Consider the following 20,224-nt stretch of genomic DNA (forward strand, 5'->3'; position numbering starts at 1 on the left):
GCGGAGCCTATGCCGGGGGCGTCACGTCCACGTTTCGAGACGGCTGCCGCGCTAGGCCGGGGGCCGGGAGGGTCGCCTGCCAGGCGACGATGCGGTGCACCGCCGCCTCGACCACCTCGGGGGCCGCCGCGAACGACAGCCGCACCCACCGATGCCCCTCCGTCGGGTCGAAGTCCGTGCCGGGCGTCAGGGCCACACCGGCCTCCTCGAGCAGCCGTGCGCAGTACGTCACCGAGTCGAGCCCGAACCCGGACACGTCGCCGTACAGGTAGAACGCACCGTCGGCGGGGGCGACGGGGGACCAGCCGAGGTCCGGCAGCGCGGCCATCAGCAGCTCGCGGCTGCGCCCGTAGTCCGCCACGGAGGCGTCGGCGGCGGCCATCCCCTCCGGCGACAGGGCGACGAGCGCGGCGTGCTGGGCGACCGCCGGTGGGCAGAGCGCGACGTTGCCGGCCAGCGCGCTGACGGGCTCGACGAGGTCGTCGGGCAGCACCAGCCAGCCCAGTCGCCAGCCGGTCATGCCCCAGAACTTGGAGAACGAGCTGACGACGACGGCACCCGCCTCGCGGAACGCCGCGGCGGTGGCCGTCGGCGGTGCGGAGGCGTAGGTGAGGCCGTGGTAGATCTCGTCGGACACCAGCCGCACGCCGTGGTCCGCGCACCAGCGGGCCAGCGCGGTCAGCTCGTCGGGCTCGACCATCGTGCCGGTCGGGTTCGCCGGGCTCGCAAGCACCAGTCCGTCGAGCCGCCCACCGGCCCTGAGCAGGGATTCCAGCTGCGCCACCGTCGGCTGGTACCGCTGCTCCGGCCCGCACGGCAGGTCCACCACCTCGATGCCGAGCGTCCGGAGGATCGTCGCGTACGCCGGGTAGCCGGGGCGGGCCAGCGCCACCCGGTCGCCGACGTCGAACGCCGCGAGGAACGCCAGCACGAACGCGCCCGACGAGCCCGTGGTCACCGCGACGTGCGCCGGGTTGACGGTCACGCCGTACCGGTCCTCGTACAGGCGCGCCAGCGCCACCCGCAGCGCCGGGATGCCCGTCGCCTCCGTGTAGCCCAGGTCGCCGGCGGCCAGCAGCTCGGCAGCCCGGTTCCGCACCACCTCGGCGGCACCCGTCCCCGGCTCACCGGCGCACAGCACCAGGACGTCCTCACCGCGCGCGCGGCGCTCGTTGGCGGCCGCCAGGATCTCCATCACGGCGAACGGCGGCACCGCCGACCGGGCTGCGACCTTCATCGAGACGCCTCCTGCCGGCCGCGCGCCTCCAGGGCGGCCCGGACGTGCGCCACCACCCCGTCGGCACCCGCCTCGATCTGTGCGAGGCACGCCTCGAAGTCGTCCGGACCGCCGTACCAGGGGTCGTCGATGTCCAGCAGGTGCTCGCTGCGCGGGTCGTCGACCGCGGGGGCCTCGGGGTCGAACCGTCGGTACATCACGACGCGGTCGGCCAGCACGGCGTCCTGTCCCGCCAGGCGGCGCAGCGCGCGGGCGTGCGTGGACGTCATCGGCAGCACCAGGTCGCGCGCCGTCAGGTCCTCCGCGCGCACCCGGCGAGCCCGGTGACCGTCGCCGGTCGGGTAGCCGTGGGCGCGCAGCACCGCCCGCGCCCGGCGGTCCACCGGGTTGCCGTGCTCCTCGTCGCTGATGCCGGACGAGTCGACCAGCACCTCGTCGGCCAGACCGGCCTCGGCGAACCGCTGCCGCAGCACGATCTCTGCCATCGGGGACCGGCAGATGTTGCCGGTGCAGACGGTCATCACGCGGTACGGGCTGTCGGCGCTCACCGGTCCATCCTGGCGCGTCCGGCGTGGGGCGCCGTCCGGGCGCCGCCGGCGGCGTGAGCCCCTGACGGCGTGGGCGGCGGGGTGGCGGTGGTGGCTGAGCGGCGGTGGCGTGACGCGGCCGGGCGGTGGTGGCGGCGCACGCACCCCGGCCGACGGCGCGCGCTCCGGCCGGCGGTGCGCACTCGGGCCGCTGTGCGCAGGCCGGTGTGCACGCCCGTGGGGCCTGCGGGTGAACCAGTCCCGGCCCCTGTCGTCGTCGACGGACGGACCATACGTTCGTCGCATGGGCATGGTGGCGGTCACTGGTGCGACGGGGCAGGTGGGGGGCCGGGTCTCGGCCCGCCTGTCGGCGAAGGGCATGCGGCACCGGGTGCTCGCGCGGCACCCCGGACGGCTGCTCGCCTCCGACCTGGTCGAGGTCGCGGCGTTCGAGGGGTACGACGACGAGGCCGGGCTGCGGGCGGCGTTCGCGGGCGTCGACGACGTCGTCCTCGTCTCCGCCCACGAGCATCCCGACCGGGTGGGTCTGCACCGCACCGTGGTCGAGGCGGCCGCCGCGGCCGGCGTGCAGCGGGTCGTCTACGTCTCCTTCCTCGGCGCGGCGCCGGACGCGACGTTCACCTACGCCCGGGACCACTGGCACACCGAGCAGCTGCTCCGCGAGTCCGGTCTGGCGTGGGTGGCGCTGCGCGACTCGCTCTACCACGCGGGTTGGCCGCTGTTCGTGGGTGACGACGACACCCTGCGCGGGCCCGCCGGCGAGGGGCGCGTCGCGTCGGTGGCGCACGACGACGTGGCCGACGTGGTGGTGGCGGCGATCCGGATCGGTGTCGGCTCCCATGAGGGGTACGTCCGCGACGTGACCGGTCCCGAGGCGCTGACCCTGGAGGAGGTCTGCTCGCAGCTCTCCGCCGCCGTTGGGCGGACCATCAGCTACGTGCCGGAGACGGTCGACGAGGCCTACGCCTCACGGGCCCGCTACGGCGCCGCCGACTGGGAGGTCGACGGCTGGGTGTCGACGTACACCGCCATCGCGGCCGGCGAGCTGGACATCGTCTCGACGACCGTCGAGGACCTCACCGGCCATGCGGCTCAGTCGTTCGCCGACTGGCTCGCCGCCAACCCGGCCGCGCTGAGCCGGCTGCGGCACGGAGCGCGGTAGCCGAGTCGCGGGCGCGGCCGGTTGCACGCCGACCTCGTCAGGCGAGGCCGTCGCGAGCCGTCCCCGCAGAACGCGGCCGGTCGCGCGCGGCCGGGCTCAGTCGCGCGCGGTGAGGACGATGGTGCCGTTCGGCGTCAGGGCGACCGTGTGCTCGGCGTGCGCCGTGATCGAGTGGTCCGCCGACCGGATGGTCCAGCCGTCGGGGTCGATGACGTAGCCGTCGCCACCGGCCATGAACCACGGCTCGATGGCGATGACCAGGCCTTCCTTCAGCTTCTGACCTGTCCCACGCCGGCCGAGGTTCGCCACGTGCGGGTCCTCGTGCATCGTCCGCCCGACGCCGTGACCGCCGAAGTCGGCGTTGATGCCGAACCCGCCGGCCCGGCCGACCCTGCCGATCGCCTCCGACACGTCACCCATCCGGGCACCGACCCGGGCGGCCGCGATGCCCGCGTCGAGCGCCGCCTCCGTGGTGGCGATGAGCCGCTGAGCCTCCGGGGTGGTGGTGCCGAGCTGGAACGTCAGCGCGGAGTCGGCCACCCAGCCCTGCAGCTCGCACGCGAAGTCGATGCTGACCACGGCACCGTCCTTCAGCACCTCGTCGGACGGCAGGCCGTGGAGCGCGGCGTCGTCGACGGAGATGCACAGCACGCCGGGGTACGGCATCGCGCCGAACGACGGGTGGTAACCGAGGTACACCGACCGGGCGCCGGCCTTGGCGATGAGCTCGCGGGCGTGCGCGTCGAGGTCGTTGGTGGTCATCCCGATCCGCGCGAACTCGCGCAGCGACGTCAGCACCTCCCCGACGAACCGGCCGACGGGCCGCATCTGCTCGATCTGTGCTGGCGTCTTCAGGCTCACAGCGACACCTTCGCACGGATCGCAACCCACCTCGGCGGCACGGGCCTAGGCACCGGCGCACGGCAGCTGCGGGGACACGCCCGGCGGAGGTGCAGCCAGGGGTCCCGAAGCTCAGAACGGCGGCGGCCCGTCGTCGCACCGCGGGAGTCGTCGGGACGCGGCCACCCGCGCGGTCGACGACGAGAGCGGCGGTGACGGTGGCAGCACGGCTGGCTTTGCCGGTGGTGGCTGTGCGGGTGACGGAGGCCCAGCGGGTGACGGTGGCGGTGCGGCCGACGGTGGTGGATCCGGTACCGCGGCGCGAGCCGGCGCGGCCGGGCGTGGGCGTGCGGCTGTCACCAGCCGGCCGTCGGGGGTGCGGAACTCGTAGCGCGGCGGCGGTCGCACTCCGGGCGGTTCGCCGTTGGCATCCGGTCGGAGCCGACGTATACGCAGGTCAGCGCGGTGCACCTCGTGGTGGTGGAACACGCACAGCAGCACTCCGTTGTCCACTGACGTGCCGCCGCCGTCCCGGTCCCACCAGGCGATGTGGTGCACCTCGCCCCATCGCGCAGGCTTGCCGCAGCCGCCGAAGGCGCACACCTGGTCGCGGACGATGACGGCCCGCCGCACAGCACCCGAGAACAGGCGGACGGACCGACCGAGGTCGACCGGCGTGGAGTCGGCACCGAGCACCACCCGGGACACCTCGGCGTCGCACAGAAGCCGGGTCAGCTCCGAGAACGGCACCGGGACACCGTCCTCGGTGCACGCTGGCGTGACGCCGCCGAGGCCGGGCAGAGCGGTCGGCGTGACGCCAGCGGCCACGCCTGCACCGTCACCCACGGCGACGGTCACCCCAGCATCGTCCCCCACGCCGACGGTCACGCGAGCACCGTCACCCACCTCCGCCGTCTCCCGACCAGCCGCGTCGGCATCCGCCGTACGGGTCGCACGCCGGCCGAGCTCGGAGCGGACGGCCGCGAACGTCGGAGCGTCGACGACAAGGCTGACGTGCGGTCGGACGGATGCGACCGACCCCGACACTGGCAGGTCGAGCAGCGTGCTCGCCATGGCCATCAGGGCATCGGCCCGTGCCTGCTCGGAGGTCCGCTCGTCGTCGGGCGCCTCGCCCATGCGGTCGAGCGCTCGTCGGACGATCTCGCCCGAGACCCGGTCGAGGCGGCCCTTCAGGTACGTCCCGTCGGGCGCGTCTGAGACGTGCAGGAAGCGCGCGGCGCGCTGGGCCTGGTGATCCCGCTCGAGCTGAGCCGGGTCGAGCGTCGCGATCCACGCGCCGAGGTCGCGCGAGAAGCGCCGGACGTCCGTCGACTCGGCGAGCCGCACCACCGTCGCCTGACCCTCCGTCGAGGTCAGCGCACTCTCGACCGCGACGGACGACCGGTCGAGCACACGCGCCACCACGTCGAGATGGGCGACCGGCAACGCTCCGGCGTCCACGGCCACGGCCACGCGGGGCATCGCAGTCAGCGCCTCGGCCTGCCGCACCTGCTCGTGTGCCGCGCGCATGCCGCACCCGGACCGGCGGTCGATGGCTGCCGCGACCGAGCCGTCACCGAGCGCGGCGACCGTGCCCGCGTCTCGGTCCACCGAGAGCCACGCCGCCTTCGCCGCAGTCAGGGTGCCGGACAGGCGATCGAGCGCCGACCACATCGCCTGCCGCTCGGCTGCGGACCAGCCGGCACCAGCGCCGGACAGTGCGCCGAGCGCGGAGAGCTCCTCGCGGACCCGCGTGAGGCGCGCGAGAGCAGCGGTCGCACCGACAGCTCCTCGGTGAGGATCGATCCGCACGTCGGGCACCGGACGATGCGCCGAGCCGGCGGCCGACCGCGACGCGACGCCGGCCGGGTGGCGGCTCGGCGTCGGTGCGAGGGCGACCGCTTCGAACACGTGTTCGACTCTAGTAGATGCCACCGACATCCGACGGCGTTCTCCACAGCCCGCAATCGTGCCGCTGACCTGCGCATACAGAGTCCAGCAGCGCGGTGCGGGGCCAGAGCGGTGCTCGCGCACGCACGCGACACGCGTCCGGGCAGGGAACAGCCCGTGGGCCGGTACCTCTTTCGAGGCCCTGCCGCGAGGGACGAGGTCGCGGCTCCCACGGGCTGCGGTGACTGCCGGTATTCGCTGCCGTCCGGGCCGGATGACCGGCCGGGCAGCGGCGGACTCGACAATCCGTCCGATGCGTCGGGCGGCTAGCGGACAGCCACCTCACTCGTCCGGAAAGACTTCATCTCGCGGACCACCTCCTTCCCGTGTCCGACGAAGGTACGTCGCAGTCCTGAGACCGCCAACAGATTTCGCCTCCGACGAACAGGCAGTCGGACGACCCCCGGACGACGACCGAATCGACCGCTCGCCTCGCCCCCGCAGCCCCACGGACGTCGGTCCACCGACGACCCCGGCCGGGGCGGGTCCACGCTGACCCGTCCCGGCCGGAGCCCGCGTTCCGAGCAGCCCGGTCACCCCCGCTCGACGAGGAACTGCGTGTACGCCGGCACGGTGAGGAACGACGGGAACTCCTCACCCAGCGCCACCTCGGCGAACACCTGCGCGGCGTCGTGGAACCGGTCACCGTCCCACCGGTCCACCGACCCCAGCACGTCCTCCAGGACGGAGGCGACCAGCTCCCTCGTCACCGTCGACCCCTCGGCCGTCACCACCCCCCGGTGGATCCACTGCCACACCTGCGACCGGGAGATCTCGGCCGTCGCCGCGTCCTCCATCAGGTCGTCGATCGCCGCGGCGCCGACGCCCCGCAGCCACGACTCGAGGTACCGCAGCCCGACGGAGACGTTCGCCCGCAGGCCCGCCTCCGTGACGGCCCCGGGCTCGCCGCCCCCGGCCGACGGGATGTCGAGCAGGTGCGCCGCGGCCACGGCGACGTCGCCACGCAGCCGGTCACGCTGGTCCACCCGAGCCCCCGCCGTCCCGGCAGGTCCGCCGAACGCGTCGTCGAACACCCCCATCGCCACCGGCACCAGGTCGGGGTGCGCCACCCAGGTGCCGTCGAACCCCTGGGCCGCCTCGCGCACCTTGTCGGCGCGCACCTGCGCAAGCGCCCGCTCGGTGACCTCCGGCCGACGGCGGTTGGGGATGAACGCGCTCATCCCGCCGATCGCCTGGGCACCGCGGCGGTGGCAGGCGGCCACCAGCAGGTCGGTGTACGCCGCCATGAACGGGACCGTCATCGTGACCCGCCCACGGTCCGGCAGCGTGAACCGCTTCCCCCGGTCCCGGAAGGTCTTGATGACGGAGAAGATGTAGTCCCACCGGCCGGCGTTCAGCCCGGCGCAGTGGGCACGCAGCTCGAACAGGATCTCCTCCATCTCGAACGCCGCGGTGATCGTCTCGATCAGCACCGTCGCCCGGATGGTGCCGATGCGCAGGCCCAGGTAGTTCTCGGTGAACCGGAACACCTCGTCCCACAGCCGCGCCTCGAGGTGGCTCTCCATCTTGGGCAGGTAGAGGTACGGGCCCCGGCCCGCGTCGATCAGAGCCTGCGCGTTGTGGAACAGGTAGAGCCCGGCGTCGACCAGGCTGGCCGAGGCGGCACACTCCTGCCCCGCCCGGTCCGTGAAGCGCAGGTGCTGCTCGGTCAGATGCCAGCCGCGGGGCCGGAAGACGATGGTCGGCGTCTGCTCACCGACCCGGTACTCCTTGCCCTCCGGGGACGTGAAGTCGATGTTCCCCCGGATCGCGTCGTACAGGTTGGCCTGGCCGCCGATGACGTTCGCCCAGGTGGGGCTCATCGCGTCCTCGTGGTCGGCCAGCCACACCTTGGCCCCGGAGTTCAGGGCGTTGACCGTCATCTTCCGGTCGGTGGGGCCGGTGATCTCCACGCGGCGGTCCTCCAGGCCGGGGCCGGGGCCGGCGACCCGCCACGTGCGGTCCGCCCGGATGTGGGCGGTGGCGGGCAGGAACGACGGGTCCGCGCCGTCCCCGATCCGGTGGCGGCGGTGCCGACGGGCCTCGAGCAGGTCGTGCCGGGTCGCGGCGAAGTGGACGTGCAGGTCGGTGAGGAAGTCCATCGCCTCCTGCGTGAGCACCCGGTCGCGGTCGGGCAGCTGCGGGCCGGTGATCGTCAGGGTCGCCGGCGCGGCGGGCAGGCCGGGCGACGGCGGGTTCTCGCTGGGCGAGCTGGGCGGACGGAACACGGTGGTGGTGGACATGGCGGTCTCCTGCGGGGAAAGGAGGGAAGGAAGGGGACGACGGGACCGGGTCAGTGCGTGAACTGGGCGGTCTCGGTGGACCCGGCGAGCGCGAGGGTGGCGCTGGTCGGGTTGAGAGCGGATGCGACGAGGTCGAAGTAGCCCGTGCCGACCTCCCGCTGGTGGCGGGTGGCGGTGTACCCGTCGGCCTCGGCCTCGATCTCGGCCTGCTGCAGACGGACGTAGGCGCTCATCCCGGTCCGGGCGTAGTCGTGCGCCAGCGTGAACATCGAGTGGTTGAGGGCGTGGAACCCGGCGAGGGTGATGAACTGGAACACGTACCCGTGGGCCGCCAGCTCCGTCTGGAACCGCGCGATCTGCGCGTCGTCCAGGTGCGCCCGCCAGTTGAACGACGGCGAGCAGTTGTAGGCCAGCAGCTTGCCGGGGAACTGCTCGTGCACCCGCTCGGCGAACTCGACGGCGAGGCCGACGTCGGGTGTCGACGTCTCCACCCACAGCAGGTCCGCGTGCGGCGCGTACGCGCAGGCCCGGGCGACGACGGGGTCGAGGCCGGACCGCACCCGGTAGAACCCCTCGGCGGTCCGCTCGCCGGTGAGGAAGGGCTGGTCGCGCTCGTCGACGTCGGACGTCAGCAGGTCGGCGCCCAAGGCGTCGGTGCGCGCGACGACGATCGTCGGCACCCCGGCCACGTCCGCGGCGAGCCGGGCGGCGGACAGCGTGCGGACGTGCTGCGACGTCGGCACCAGCACCTTCCCGCCCAGGTGGCCGCACTTCTTCTCGGACGACAGCTGGTCCTCCCAGTGCACGCCCGCGGCGCCGGCCGCGATCATCGCCAGCATCAGCTCGTAGGCGTTCAGCGGGCCGCCGAACCCCGCCTCGGCGTCGGCGACGATCGGCGCGAGCCAGTCCCGGGACGGTCGCCCGTTCTCGGCGACGTCGATCTGGTCGGCGCGCAGCAGGGCGTTGTTGATGCGGCGCACGACGGCCGGCACCGAGCTGACCGGGTAGAGGGACTGGTCCGGGTACGTCTGGCCCGCGTTGTTCGCGTCGGCCGCCACCTGCCACCCGGACAGGTAGATCGCCTCGAGCCCGGCCTTCACCTGCTGCACGGCCTGGTTGCCGGTGAGTGCACCGAGCGCAGGCACCAGCGTCCTCTCGTGCAGCAGCTCCCACAGCCGCTCGGCGCCGCGCCTGGCGAGCGTGTGCTCCTCGTGGACCGATCCGCGCAGGGCGACGACGTCCTCGGCCGTGTGGGTGCGGACGATGCCGGCCCACCGGGGGTCCAGCTCCCACTCGGTCGCCAGCTCGGCGGCCGTCTGGGAGTAGCCACCGCTGCGCCGGCCGGTGTGCTCGCCGCTCTGCGTGCTCATCATCGCCTCCGTGAGTGTTCCGGGTTCTTCTCGGCCTCGTCGCCGTGAGATCCAGGTTGAGGCCGCCGAACTCAGCGGGAACCCCTCGGAAGGGCAGAAGATCGGCACTCCTTCTCCTCGACAGAACAACATCGCGGGTGCGACGGTGGACGGCATGACGTCGACGACGACGACACCGCCCCGCACCCCCTCCACCACGAAGGGCGCCACGGTCGCGCCCACCGCGACGCACCACGCCGACGGCCTCGACACCCTGGTGCTCGGCCGGCGGATCCGGCACCTGCGGACGCTGCGCGGCATGACGCTGGACGACCTCGGCGCCGCCATCGGCCGCGCCGCCTCGCAGGTGTCGATGCTGGAGAACGGTCACCGCGAGCCCAAGCTGTCGCTGCTGACCCACGTGGCGGACGCGCTCGGCGTCCCCCTGACCGACCTGCTGCGCACCGACCCGCCGTCACGCCGGGCCGCGCTGGAGATCGAGCTCGAGCGTGCGCAGCGCGGGCCCCTCTTCACCTCCCTCGGCATGGGGCAGGTGAAGGTCGGCAAGTCGCTGCCCGGGGACGCTCTCGAGGCGCTGGTGTCCCTGGTCGGCACGGTGCAGCGGCTGCTGACCGAGCACGCGGCGACCCCCGAGGAGGCGCGCCGGGCCAATGCCGAGCTGCGCGCGCAGATGCGGTCGCAGGACAACTACTTCCCCGAGCTCGAGGAGCACGCCCGGACGCTGCTGCGCGGCATCGACCACGCCGGCGGCCCCCTTGGCCAGCGGGCGACGGCGGACATCGCCGCCCACCTCGGCTTCACGCTGCACTACGTCAGCGACCTGCCGCACTCCACGCGCAGCGTCACCGACCTGGCGAACCACCGCATCTACCTGCCCGCGGGCAACCCCGGCTCGTCGGACTCTCGCTCACCGCTGCTGCAGGCGCTCGCGTCCCACGTGCTGGGTCACGGCGAGCCGCGGGACTACGCCGACTTCCTGCGGCAGCGGGTGCAGGCGAACTACCTGGCCGCGGCGCTGCTGCTGCCGGAGGACAGCGCCGTGCCGTTCCTGCAGGAGGCCAAGTCCGAACGGCAGCTGTCGGTGGAGGACCTGCGTGACCGGTTCGCCGTGCCGTACGAGACCGCGGCGCACCGGTTCACCAACCTGGCCACCCGCCACCTCGGCATCCCCGTGCACTTCATGAAGGTCCACGAGGGCGGCACCCTCCACAAGGCCTACGAGAACGACGGCGTGGTGTTCCCGTCCGACCCGTTGGGGGCCATCGAGGGGCAGCCGGTGTGCCGGCAGTGGACGGCGCGCGTCGTCTTCGGCCTGGCGGACCGGTTCAGCCCGTACTACCAGTACACGGACACGACGTCCGGCACGTTCTGGTGCACGTCCCGGGTGCAGCCCTCGTCGCAAGGGGCGTTCTCGGTGAGCGTCGGGACGCCGTTCGCGCACGTGCGCTGGTTCCGCGGCCGGGAGACGACGGAGCGCACCGCCTCCCGTTGCCCCGACCCGACGTGCTGCCGGCAGCCGCCGGAGCCGCTGGCCGACCGCTGGGCGGACCGGTCGTGGCCGTCCGCCCGGCCGCACGCGTCCCTGCTCGCCGCCCTGCCGGTAGGGGTGTTCCCCGGCGTGGACACCACCGAGGTGTACGAGTTCCTCGACCGCCACGCACCGCAGACCCCCTGACGCCGACCCGCCCGAGGCTGCCCTTCTTCGCTGTACGCCTGGTGTACGTACACCGGGCGTACAGCCGAAAAGGCAGTTCCGGTCGGTGGGCGACATGCGTGAAGGCGCAGCACGGGGCTCGGCGATCCGGCTCGGCGCAGCGGAGGTCCGAAGGTCCAGCTCGACCTCTCGTGGCGGGCTGGCACGCTGGCGTCTGTGAGCTCGCCGACGTCGTCGCCGCTGCCGTCGCGCTCGCCGTCGCCACTGCCGTCGGGGCGGCCCGTCACCACGCCGGGTCGGCGGCGGCGCGGGCCCGGGTGGGTGCCGCAGCAGCACGGGGCCTGGGCGATGCTCGTGGTGCCGCCCGTGGTGGGTGCTGTGATGTCCGGCGTGACGTGGCGGCACGCGCTGCTGCTGGTCGCCTGGCTGATCGCCTACCTCGCGTACAACGCTGTGGGCTTGTGGTTGCGGTCCGGACGCAAGGCTCGGTACTCACCTCCGGTGCGCGCGTACGGCATCGCCGCGGTGCTGGTGGGCGGTGGGCTGCTCGTCGTGACGCCCGGGCTGCTCGTGTGGGCGCCGGCGTACGCGGTGCTGCTCGGCGTGAGCCTGGCGGCGTCCGTGCGACGGGCCGACCGGTCGTGGTCCAACGACGCGGTGACGGTGGTGGCGGCGTGCCTGATGACGGTGGTCGCGGCCGGCCTCGGGTCCCGGGCACCGGCCGAGGCCGCGCGGTCGGCGGTGGCGTGGGGACGGTCGCTGGTGGACGGGTCCGGGGTGGCGCCGGGACACGTGGTGCTCGCGGCCGTCGTCCTGCTCGCGTACTTCTGGGGGACCGTCCTGTACGTCAAGACGATGATCCGCGAGCGCGGTCGACGCGACGTGCTGACGTGGTCCATCGGGTACCACGTGGCGATCGCGGCCGCTGGCGCCGCCGTGCACCCGCTGCTCGGGGCGGTCGGGGTGCTGCTCGCCGCACGCGCCGGAACGGTGCCCCGGCGCTGGCCACGAGCCACCCCCAAGGCCATCGGCATCGGCGAGGTCGTCGCGACCACCGCGGTGGCCGTCGTGACCCTCGCGGTGCTGTGAGCGCAGGGACCGCTGCTCCCGTCGGCGCTGCTCCCGTCCGCCCTGCTCCAGGCCCCGCCCCTCAGCGCGGCGGCAGCCCGGGGGCGAGCTCGAACGCCGCGAACACCTGCGCGTCCTGGAAGACCGCGTTCCGCTCGATCCCGCGCGCCCCGACGGTGAGCACCTGCAGCGTGTGGAGCCGATGCCCGCCGCCGGGCTCCGGGGCGTAGGCGGCCAGGGCCGGTTGACCGTTGGCCCGCAGGGGCAGCATCCGCCACCCCGTCCCGCGCCTCGCGAACACGCGCGCGATGAACCGGCCGTAGTCGTCAGCGCCGAGGAACCACAGCGGCACCGGCGGCATCTCCAGCACCACGTCGGCGGTGAGCAGCTGCACCAGTGCGTCGACGTCGGCCGCCTCGAAGGCCGCGACGTACCGCTCGACCAGGTCACGGACGGAGCTGTCGTCCGGGTCGCCGAGCAGGTCCTCCTCCGGGGCGGCCGTCGCGATCGTGGCCCGCGCCCGCTGCAGGGCGCTGTTCACCGAGGCGGTCGACGTGCCCAGCTGGGCCGCGACCTCGGCAGCGGTGAACGCGAGGACGTCGCGCAGCACCAGCACCGCACGCTGCCGCGGCGGCAGCAGCTGCAGTGCCGCGACCAGGGCGAGCCGCACGCTGCGGCGGGCCGCCGACCGCTCCGCCGGGTCCTGCGCCTCGGTGCGCACGTACCGGTCCGGCAACGGCTGCAGCCAGGGCACGTCGAGGTCCGGTCGGAGAGCGGCGTCCGGATCGGTGCTCGGCGCACCGAGACCTGACGGGAGCGGACGGCGGGCCCGTCCGTCCAGTGCGGTGAGGCAGACGTTCGTCGCGATCGAGTACACCCAGGTCCGCACGGAGGCGCGCGCCGCGTCGTACCGCTCGGCGGCACGCCAGGCGCGCAGCATCGTCTCCTGGACGGCGTCCTCCGCCTCGTGCACCGAGCCGAGCAGGCGGTAGCAGTGCACCACGAGCTCGCGTCGCAACGGCTCGACCGCCGCGACGAGCGCCGTGCCCGTCGTCACCTCCGTCACGCCCGTCCCCCCGTCGTCAGGCTCGCAACCGAGCGTCGCTCACCGGCTCGCACCCGAAGCGTGCCGTCACCCACCGATGAGTCTGCGCCGGCCCGCCGGTATCACCCGGTGTCAGGACGAGAGCACGGCCCCCGGGGCCGGGAGGGAAGCGACATGCACCAGGTGATCATCAGCGAGTTCGGCACGCTGGACGGCGTGGTGGAGGACCCGGACGGGTCCGGCGGCGGCGGCGCCGGCGCGTGGGCGTTCCGGTTCGGACGAGAGGCCATCGCGGGTGACGTGTTCCGCCTCGGGCCGCTGCTCGAGACGGGCACGCTGCTGCTGGGCCGGCGGACGTGGGAGCTGTTCAGGCAGCTGTGGCCGACTCGGACGGACCCGTTCTCGCTGGCGATGAACCGGATCGAGAAGGTGGTCGTGTCCCGCGGGACGCCGGACCTCAGCGGCTGGGACCGGTCGACGCTGCTCGCCGGTGACCTGCTCGAGCAGGTGCCCCGACTGCGCGACCGGTCGGACGTGCTGGTGCTCGGCAGCATCGGCGTGGCGCAGAGCCTGGTCGCGCACGACCTGGTGGACGAGTACCGGCTGCTCACCTTCCCGACGCTGGCCGGCGCGGGCCGTCGACTGTTCGAGCCGGATCGGCGTCCGGCCGAGCTCACGCTCGGCTCGGTGGAGCAGATCGGCGAGACCGTGCTGACCACGCACCGGCGCCAGCGCTGATCCGGGCGGCCCGGTGCCGGCTGCTGGGCAGGCGGCACCGGGCTAGCGTGGCGGCGTGCCAGCGCTGGGATCGTCGTCCGTCCTGCTCGCCCCGGGTTCGATCCACGGCTGGTCCGGACCGGACGTCGTGCTGTTCGTCGGCCGGGACACCGCCGGGTCCCGGGTGCACACCGCCTTCCCGGTGTGGGCGCGGGCGCTCGGGCTCGGCAACGTGGTGCTGCGGGGCGTGGACGTGCACGCCGAGGCGGACCGGCAGGTGTGGCGGGGCCTCGTCGGCGCGATGCGGAACAACCCGCGGGTGCGCGGTGCCGTGATCACGGATCACAAGCTGCGGCTGTACCGCGCGTGCGCGGACCTGGTCGACGTGCAGGAGCCGATCGTCGGGCTGATGGCGGAGATCAACAGCCTGCGGCTGGACGACGGCCGGGTCTGGGCCTTCGCGCGGGACGTGCTGGCGCTGCACACGGTGCTGGGGCACGTGCCCCTGCCGGCGGCGCCACCGGCGGTCGTCTGCCTCGGCTCAGGCGGTGCCGCGACCGCGTTGCTCCTGGCCACGGCGTTGGACGTGCCGGCGACGACGGTCACCGGGGAACCGACACCCGCCGCGGCACGGCCGGCGCTGACCTTCGTGGACCGTGATCCCGATGCGCTGGACGCGCTGCGGCGGGTGCTCGGCCGGCTGCCCGTCGACGCCGCTGCGGTGCGGATGCTGACGGCCCCGACCCCGCAGGCCTGTGCCGAGGTGGTCGCTGCGGCGCCGGCCGGCACGCTCGTCGTGAACGCCACCGGCCTGGGCAAGGCCGGTCCCGAGTCACCGCTGCCGGACGGTGCCGCGTTCCCGCCCGATGCCGTGGCGTGGGACCTCAACTACCGCGGCCCGCTGACCTTCCTCGCGCAGGCCCGCGCCGCCGGGGTCGCTGCCGTGGACGGTCGGGACTACTTCCTCGCCGGCTGGGCGTGCGCGCTGGGCGGCGTCTTCGACCTGGACCCGGCACGGGCACTGACCGCGATCCGCGGCACCGAGCCGGCGGCCGCCTGACCGCTCAGCGGCGGCGCAGGACCCGCGCCTCCCACGGGCGCAGCGGCGCGTCGACCGGCACGGTGTCGGGGTAGTTGCCGAGCAGCAGCTCGGCGTCGACCCAGCCGTCGAGCTCCGGCGGCAGCGGGCGGTCGGTGCCGGACCAGTTCGACAGCACCAGCAGCGGCGGGTAGCCCTCGAGCGTGCGCTCGAACACCCAGAGGTGCTCGTCGTCCGGCAGCAGCAGCCGGAACGCCCCGAGGGCGACCACCGGGTCCTTGTGCCGCAGCGCGATCAGCGCCCGGTAGTGCTCGAACACCGAACCGTCGGCACCGACCTGCGCGGCGGCGTTGAGCCAGCGGTGGTTCGGGTTGACCGGCAGCCAGGGCGTGCCGGTGCTGAACCCTGCGTGCGGGCCGTCGTCCCACTGCATCGGCGTGCGGGCGTTGTCGCGGCCGCGGCTGAGCAGCCCCTCGAAGGCCTTCGCCGCGGGCACCCCCGCCGCGAGCGCCTCGGCGTAGAAGTTGATCGACTCGATGTCGCGCAGCTGGTCGACGTGCTCCCACGGCGCGTTCGTCATCCCGAGCTCCTCGCCCTGGTAGACGAAGGGCGTCCCGCGGTGCAGGTGCAGCACGGTGGCCAGCGCCGTCGCCGACTCGCGCCACCACCGGCCGTCGTCGCCGAACCGCGACACGGCACGCGGCTGGTCGTGGTTGGACCAGTACAGGCTGTTCCAGCCGACGTCGCCGAGCCCCTCCTGCCAGCCCGCGAGCGACCTCTTCAGCGCCGGCAAGGACAGCGGCACCGGGTCGAACTTGGTGCGCCCCTGGTCCAACGACACGTGCTCGAACTGGAACACCATGCTCAGCTCGCCGCGGGACGGGTCGGTGAACAGGCGCGCCTGCTCCCACGTCACGCCCGGCATCTCGCCGACGGTCAGCAGGTCGTCACGGTCCGCGAGCACCTCGCGGTGCATCTCCGCGACGAACTCGTGGATGCGCGGCCCGGTGGCGTAGTGCGGGAACCCGTCACCGTAGGCGGCGCCTGGCGCGACGACGCCGTCGGGCAGGGCCGGGTCCTTGGAGATCAGGTTGATGACGTCCATCCGGAAGCCGTCGACGCCCCGGTCCAGCCACCACCGCATCATCGCGTGGATCGCCGCCCGCACCTGCGGGTTCTCCCAGTTGAGGTCCGGCTGCTTGGCGGCGAACAGGTGCAGGTAGTACTCGCCCGTCGCCTCGTCCCACGTCCACGTGGGCCCGGAGAAGAAGGAGCCCCAGTTGGTCGGCTCCGCACCGGGCGTGCCGCCGACGAAGCCCGGGCGCGGGGGCCGCCACCAGTACCAGTCCCGCTTGGGGCTGGTACGCGACGACCGGGACTCGACGAACCACGCGTGCTCGTCGGAGGTGTGGTTGACGACGAGGTCCAGCACGATGCGGATGCCGCGGTCGTGGGCGGCCGCGATCAGCTCGTCGAGGTCCGCGAGCGTGCCGAACACCGGGTCGATCGCCTGGTAGTCGCTGATGTCGTACCCGTTGTCGGCGTGCGGGGACGCGTACACCGGGGAGAGCCAGATCGCGTCGATGCCGAGGGTGGCGAGGTGGTCGAGGCGGGCGGTGATGCCGCGCAGGTCGCCGACGCCGTCACCGTCCGAGTCGGCGAAGCTGCGCGGGTACACCTGGTAGACGACGGCCGAGCGCCACCACGGCTCGGCGCTCACCGGGCACCGTCCAGGTCCACGACCACCAGCTGCCAGGTCGCCAGGGGCGGCAGCGGCGCGGCGGCGTACTCGCCGTCCGGCACCACCGGGACCGGCTCGAGCCGGCCGCTGCCGTCCGGATCCGCGACGAGCACCGTCGGCAGGGCCGACCCGGCGCGCCGCATCCGCAGCACCCCCGCACCGGGGTCGCCCGGCGGCTGGTGCGGGGCGTCCCACTCGGTGTCGGCCTGCCCGACCAGGTTCACCAGGTGGATCACCAGCCGCCCGTCGACGTCCACCACGCGCCGCCACACGGTCCCCGCCACGGCATCGCTGCTGGTCGGCGCCTCGGGATAGGTCACGTCGAGCGCCTCGTTGTAGGCGCCGACCCAGGCCCCGGTCACGTCGGCCGCCTGCGGCGCGAGCAGCAGCTCGTCGTGCTCGGCCAGGAAGTCGTACCACCGGTGCAGCTGCGCCAGGGTCGACGGCTCGGCGGCGTGGTGGCGCACGTAGTAGGGGTCGACCAGCACGTGGCCGCTCTCTCCCGCCAGCAGCTGCGTCGCGCCGTGCGAGAAGAGGGTCGCCATGGTCAGGGCGGTCGCCTGGTCGGCCTGCGCGGCCGGCGCCGTGGAGTAGACGTGCTGGTAGGCGGCGATCACGACGGGCCGGCCGGCGCCCGCCGCGCGGGCGCGCGTCACCACCTCGGCCAGGGACGCCAGCGTGGTGTGCGGCGGCCAGACCTCGATGTACACCGCGTCCTGCGGGGCGTCGGCCGTGGCCCACGTCGGGAAGTCGTTGACGTTGTTGAACACCAGGCGCTGCTCCGGCAGACCCGCGCGGACCGCCTCGAGGAACGACCGGAACGACCGTGCGAGGTCCACGGGCGTCCCGTCCACCAGCTGCGCGCGGCGCGGGAACCCGTACTGGTCGAGGTGGAACCCGGCGAGGCCGAGCTCGCGGACGGCGCCCTGCAGGTCCGCCACCAGGTGCTCCTGCCAGTCCCGGGCGGCGGGGTCCACCAGCCACAGGAAGTCGCCGAGCGTCCACGGCTCGCCGTCGGTGCGCAGCATCGCCCGGTGCGCCCAGGACGCCCACTCGTCACGGCCCACGGCGTACACCGCGGCGTAGCCGAGCGCGTCGCTGCCGGCGTCCGCGAGCGCGGCGGCCAGGCGCCGGACGGTGGCCAGCGAGATCGTCTGGCCCAGGGCGTCCTGGTACTCCGGGCCGCCGCCGAGCAGGTCGGCGTGCCGGTAGGCCCAGTCGTAGAGCTGGACGGCGTCGAGGTGCAGCCGGCGGGCCAGGTCGACGACGCCGGCGACGTCCTTGTCCTGGCCGTACGAGGCGACGAACCCGTACCGCATGCGGGCCCGCGGGCGGTCCGTGACCAGGACGGCCGTGCGCAGCGGCGCGGCCTCCGGCGCGTCCGTCGCGTCCGAGCCGACGGACGCATCCGGCCCGTTCGACGACGGCACCAGCCGCACGCCGTACCCGCCCTCCGGCAGCGTGCCCAGGTCGACGACGCCGACGCCGGCGACCGGCACGGTCCGCACCAGCTCGCCGAGATGGTGCACCTGCAGCTCACCGGTGACGTCTCCGCGCACCTCGACCAGCACGGGCTCGTCGGCGGCGTAGCGCGCCTTGGTCGGCAGCAGGTCGGGGGCGGCGGGCGGGACGGATGACGTGGGCATGGTGCTCCTGCACCCCGGGGGTGCTCGGTCGTGGCGGGAAGGGTCGTGGCGGGAAGGGTCGTGGTGGGAAGGGTCGTGACGGACGGAGTCGGTGGGGTGGCCCGCGGAGGGTGGCGGGCCGGCGGGTCAGCTCTTCAGGGCGCCGTTGGTCAGCCCGGCGACGAGCTGGCGCTGGAACGTCACGTACACGGCGATGACGGGGACGACGGCGATCACCGACGCGGCGAACACCAGCCCCCACGACGTCCCGTGCTGCCCCTGGAACAGGGCGATGCCGATCGGCAGGGTCCGCTTGGACACGTCGTTGATCACGGTCAGCGCCCAGACGAACTCGTCCCAGCTGCCGAGGAACGTGAAGATCGCCACCGTGGCCAGCGCGGGCTTGGACAGCGGGATCGCCAGGTTCCAGTACCGCCGCCAGGCGCCGGCGCCGTCGATGACCATCGCCTCGTCGAGCTCCATCGGGATCTGCTCGAAGAAGGCGCGGAGCAGGAACGTCGAGAAGGCGATCTGCGTGCCGACGTAGAACGGCACCAGGCCGGGCAGCGAGTCCAGCAGCCCGAGGTTCTTGGCCAGCAGGAACTGCGGGATGATCAGCAGCATCGTCGGGATGGTCAGCCCGACCACCACCGTGCCGAACAGCACGCCCTTGCCGGGGAACCGGAACCGGGCGAACCCGTAGGCCATCATCGAGGCGAGCAGCACGGTGCCGACCGTCGTGGCGACCGCCACCGACGCAGAGTTGAGGAAGTACCGGCCGAAGTTGTTGGCCCCCCACGCCTGCGTGTAGTTGTCCAGCGTCGGGCTCTTCGGGATCAGCCGCGGCGGGTACTCCAGCAGCAGGGTGTGCGCCTTGAGCGACGTGGACACCATGTAGCCGAACGGCAGCGCCAGCACCACCGCGGCGCCGATCAGCAGCGCGTACCGGACCCCGGCGACGGTGACCCGCCGCGAGCGCGGCCCGGCGATCACTTCGCACCCCCGTCGGCAGTACGCCGCGCCCACCAGTACTGCAGCCCGGCGATCACCAGCACCAGGCCCGTCAGCAGGAACGAGATCGCCGACCCGTACCCGAAGTCCAGGTACCCGAACGCCTGCCGGTACATGTAGGTCAGCGGCACCTGCGTCTGGTCCAGCGGGCCGCCGTTGGTCATCAGCAGCACCGACGTGAACACGTTGAACCCGCCGATGACCAGCAGGATCACCACCGTCACCATGGTCGGGCGGATGAACGGCATCGACACGTGCTTGAACCGCCGCCAGGCCCCGGCACCGTCCAGCGCGGCCGCCTCGTGCAGCTCGCGCGGCACGCCGGTCAGCGCTGCCAGGAAGATCAGCATCGACCAGCCGACGCCCTTCCAGACGCCCAGCGCCCCGATGGCGACCATCGCCGTCCACCGCTGCCCGAGCCAGTTCACGGGGTGGCCCACCACGCCGAGCACGTCGACCAGGAACCAGTTGACGACGCCGTGGTCGGTGGCGAACAGGTACTGGAACAGCAGCGACACCACCACCCAGCTGGTGACCACGGGGAGGTAGAACAGCACCCGGAACAGCGTTCGACCGGGCAGGACGGTGTCGAGCAGCACCGCCAGGCCCAGGCCGATCAGGATCTGGGTCGGCACCGTGGTGAGCATGTAGACGCCGGCGTTGACGAACGAACGGGCCAGCACCGGGTCGTGCAGCGCCCGGGTGTAGTTGGCCAGCCCGATCCAGGGGCTCTCGGCACCCGGCGTGATCTTGTAGTCGCGCAGGCTGATCAGCAGCGCCTGCACCGCCGGCCAGCCGATCACCAGCAGGTACAGGGCGAAGCCGGGGACGATGAAGACGAGCCCCGCCCAGCCCGCCCGCCGGCGGGGCGAACCGGGCGTGCGCCGGTCCGTCCCGCCGGGGGCGGTGCGGGTGACCGACCCGATCGCCGGGGTGGTGGTGGTCATGGTCGGTCCGTTCCGCTGGTCGGGGTG

The 20,224-nt window shown here is 73.6% G+C and carries 16 protein-coding genes; 5 read left to right on the forward strand and 11 right to left on the reverse strand.

The genetic code is table 11. The features are described from left to right. Positions 1–7: 7 nt before the first annotated feature. On the reverse strand, positions 8–1,237 hold the full coding sequence (locus tag QMF98_RS16310; RefSeq protein ID WP_337973961.1) for a pyridoxal phosphate-dependent aminotransferase: 1,230 nt from the start codon (positions 1,235–1,237) through the stop codon (positions 8–10). Then, the gene (locus tag QMF98_RS16315; RefSeq protein WP_337975659.1) at positions 1,234–1,758 is read right to left on the reverse strand and encodes a low molecular weight protein-tyrosine-phosphatase; all 525 of its coding nucleotides are present in this window, start codon (positions 1,756–1,758) and stop codon (positions 1,234–1,236) included. The genes QMF98_RS16310 and QMF98_RS16315 overlap by 4 nt, the downstream gene beginning before the upstream one ends. A gap of 310 nt (positions 1,759–2,068) precedes the next feature. Here QMF98_RS16315 and QMF98_RS16320 point away from each other — a divergent pair, with 310 nt between their 5' ends. Further along, the gene (locus QMF98_RS16320) at positions 2,069–2,947 is read left to right on the forward strand and encodes an NAD(P)H-binding protein (RefSeq protein ID WP_337973962.1); all 879 of its coding nucleotides are present in this window, start codon (positions 2,069–2,071) and stop codon (positions 2,945–2,947) included. Positions 2,948–3,043: 96 nt separating this feature from the next. Here QMF98_RS16320 and map read toward each other — a convergent pair whose 3' ends face one another. The 4 genes from map to aceA form a co-directional block, all read right to left on the reverse strand. After that, a complete protein-coding gene (map, locus tag QMF98_RS16325; protein WP_337973963.1) occupies positions 3,044–3,808 on the reverse strand; it encodes a type I methionyl aminopeptidase in 765 nt (254 codons plus the stop codon). 111 nt (positions 3,809–3,919) lie between these two features. After that, a complete protein-coding gene (locus QMF98_RS16330) occupies positions 3,920–5,698 on the reverse strand; it encodes an HNH endonuclease signature motif containing protein (protein ID WP_337973964.1) in 1,779 nt (592 codons plus the stop codon). A 572-nt stretch (positions 5,699–6,270) separates the two neighbouring features. Continuing rightward, positions 6,271–7,980: a malate synthase A gene (aceB, locus tag QMF98_RS16335; protein ID WP_337973965.1), complete on the reverse strand. Its 1,710-nt coding sequence runs from the start codon at positions 7,978–7,980 to the stop codon at positions 6,271–6,273. A 50-nt stretch (positions 7,981–8,030) separates the two neighbouring features. Then, the gene (gene aceA, locus QMF98_RS16340) at positions 8,031–9,350 is read right to left on the reverse strand and encodes an isocitrate lyase (RefSeq protein ID WP_337973966.1); all 1,320 of its coding nucleotides are present in this window, start codon (positions 9,348–9,350) and stop codon (positions 8,031–8,033) included. A 154-nt stretch (positions 9,351–9,504) separates the two neighbouring features. Between aceA and QMF98_RS16345 the strand changes: the two genes are divergently transcribed. Then, on the forward strand, positions 9,505–11,025 hold the full coding sequence (locus QMF98_RS16345; RefSeq protein WP_337973967.1) for a helix-turn-helix domain-containing protein: 1,521 nt from the start codon (positions 9,505–9,507) through the stop codon (positions 11,023–11,025). 195 nt (positions 11,026–11,220) lie between these two features. After that, a complete protein-coding gene (locus tag QMF98_RS16350; protein WP_337973968.1) occupies positions 11,221–12,093 on the forward strand; it encodes a YwiC-like family protein in 873 nt (290 codons plus the stop codon). Between the two features lie 61 nt (positions 12,094–12,154). Here QMF98_RS16350 and QMF98_RS16355 read toward each other — a convergent pair whose 3' ends face one another. Then, positions 12,155–13,138, reverse strand: coding sequence for an RNA polymerase subunit sigma-70 (locus tag QMF98_RS16355; protein ID WP_337973969.1), 984 nt, complete (start codon positions 13,136–13,138; stop codon positions 12,155–12,157). A 153-nt stretch (positions 13,139–13,291) separates the two neighbouring features. Between QMF98_RS16355 and QMF98_RS16360 the strand changes: the two genes are divergently transcribed. Both QMF98_RS16360 and QMF98_RS16365 read left to right on the forward strand, forming a co-directional pair. Beyond that, entirely contained in the window at positions 13,292–13,855 is a 564-nt protein-coding gene (locus QMF98_RS16360) for a dihydrofolate reductase family protein (protein WP_337973970.1), read from the forward strand. 55 nt (positions 13,856–13,910) lie between these two features. Next, positions 13,911–14,894 carry a hypothetical protein gene (locus tag QMF98_RS16365; RefSeq protein ID WP_337973971.1) on the forward strand — a complete coding sequence of 328 codons (984 nt, stop codon included), beginning with the start codon at positions 13,911–13,913 and terminating at the stop codon, positions 14,892–14,894. Between the two features lie 4 nt (positions 14,895–14,898). Here QMF98_RS16365 and QMF98_RS16370 read toward each other — a convergent pair whose 3' ends face one another. The 4 genes from QMF98_RS16370 to QMF98_RS16385 all read right to left on the reverse strand — a co-directional run bounded on the left by QMF98_RS16370 (position 14,899) and on the right by QMF98_RS16385 (position 20,197). After that, positions 14,899–16,593, reverse strand: coding sequence for an alpha-glucosidase (locus QMF98_RS16370; RefSeq protein ID WP_337973972.1), 1,695 nt, complete (start codon positions 16,591–16,593; stop codon positions 14,899–14,901). After that, entirely contained in the window at positions 16,590–18,260 is a 1,671-nt protein-coding gene (locus tag QMF98_RS16375) for a glycoside hydrolase family 66 protein (RefSeq protein ID WP_337973973.1), read from the reverse strand. The genes QMF98_RS16370 and QMF98_RS16375 overlap by 4 nt, the downstream gene beginning before the upstream one ends. Positions 18,261–18,386: 126 nt before the next feature. Next, on the reverse strand, positions 18,387–19,232 hold the full coding sequence (locus QMF98_RS16380; RefSeq protein WP_337973974.1) for a carbohydrate ABC transporter permease: 846 nt from the start codon (positions 19,230–19,232) through the stop codon (positions 18,387–18,389). Beyond that, on the reverse strand, positions 19,229–20,197 hold the full coding sequence (locus tag QMF98_RS16385; protein ID WP_337973975.1) for a carbohydrate ABC transporter permease: 969 nt from the start codon (positions 20,195–20,197) through the stop codon (positions 19,229–19,231). The genes QMF98_RS16380 and QMF98_RS16385 overlap by 4 nt, the downstream gene beginning before the upstream one ends. Positions 20,198–20,224 lie beyond the last annotated feature (27 nt).

This window comes from Cellulomonas sp. NTE-D12 (assembly GCF_027923705.1).
Taxonomy (GTDB): Bacteria; Actinomycetota; Actinomycetes; order Actinomycetales; family Cellulomonadaceae; genus Cellulomonas.

Coding starts and splice junctions, on each gene's coding strand:
- QMF98_RS16310 (WP_337973961.1), bottom strand. CDS start 1,237: ATGAAGGTCGCAGCCCGGTCGGCGGTGCCGCCGTTCGCCGTGATGGAG.
- QMF98_RS16315 (WP_337975659.1), bottom strand. CDS start 1,758: ATGACCGTCTGCACCGGCAACATCTGCCGGTCCCCGATGGCAGAGATC.
- QMF98_RS16320 (WP_337973962.1), top strand. CDS start 2,069: ATGGGCATGGTGGCGGTCACTGGTGCGACGGGGCAGGTGGGGGGCCGG.
- aceB (WP_337973965.1), bottom strand. CDS start 7,980: ATGTCCACCACCACCGTGTTCCGTCCGCCCAGCTCGCCCAGCGAGAAC.
- aceA (WP_337973966.1), bottom strand. CDS start 9,350: ATGAGCACGCAGAGCGGCGAGCACACCGGCCGGCGCAGCGGTGGCTAC.
- QMF98_RS16345 (WP_337973967.1), top strand. CDS start 9,505: ATGACGTCGACGACGACGACACCGCCCCGCACCCCCTCCACCACGAAG.
- QMF98_RS16360 (WP_337973970.1), top strand. CDS start 13,292: ATGCACCAGGTGATCATCAGCGAGTTCGGCACGCTGGACGGCGTGGTG.
- QMF98_RS16375 (WP_337973973.1), bottom strand. CDS start 18,260: ATGCCCACGTCATCCGTCCCGCCCGCCGCCCCCGACCTGCTGCCGACC.
- QMF98_RS16385 (WP_337973975.1), bottom strand. CDS start 20,197: ATGACCACCACCACCCCGGCGATCGGGTCGGTCACCCGCACCGCCCCC.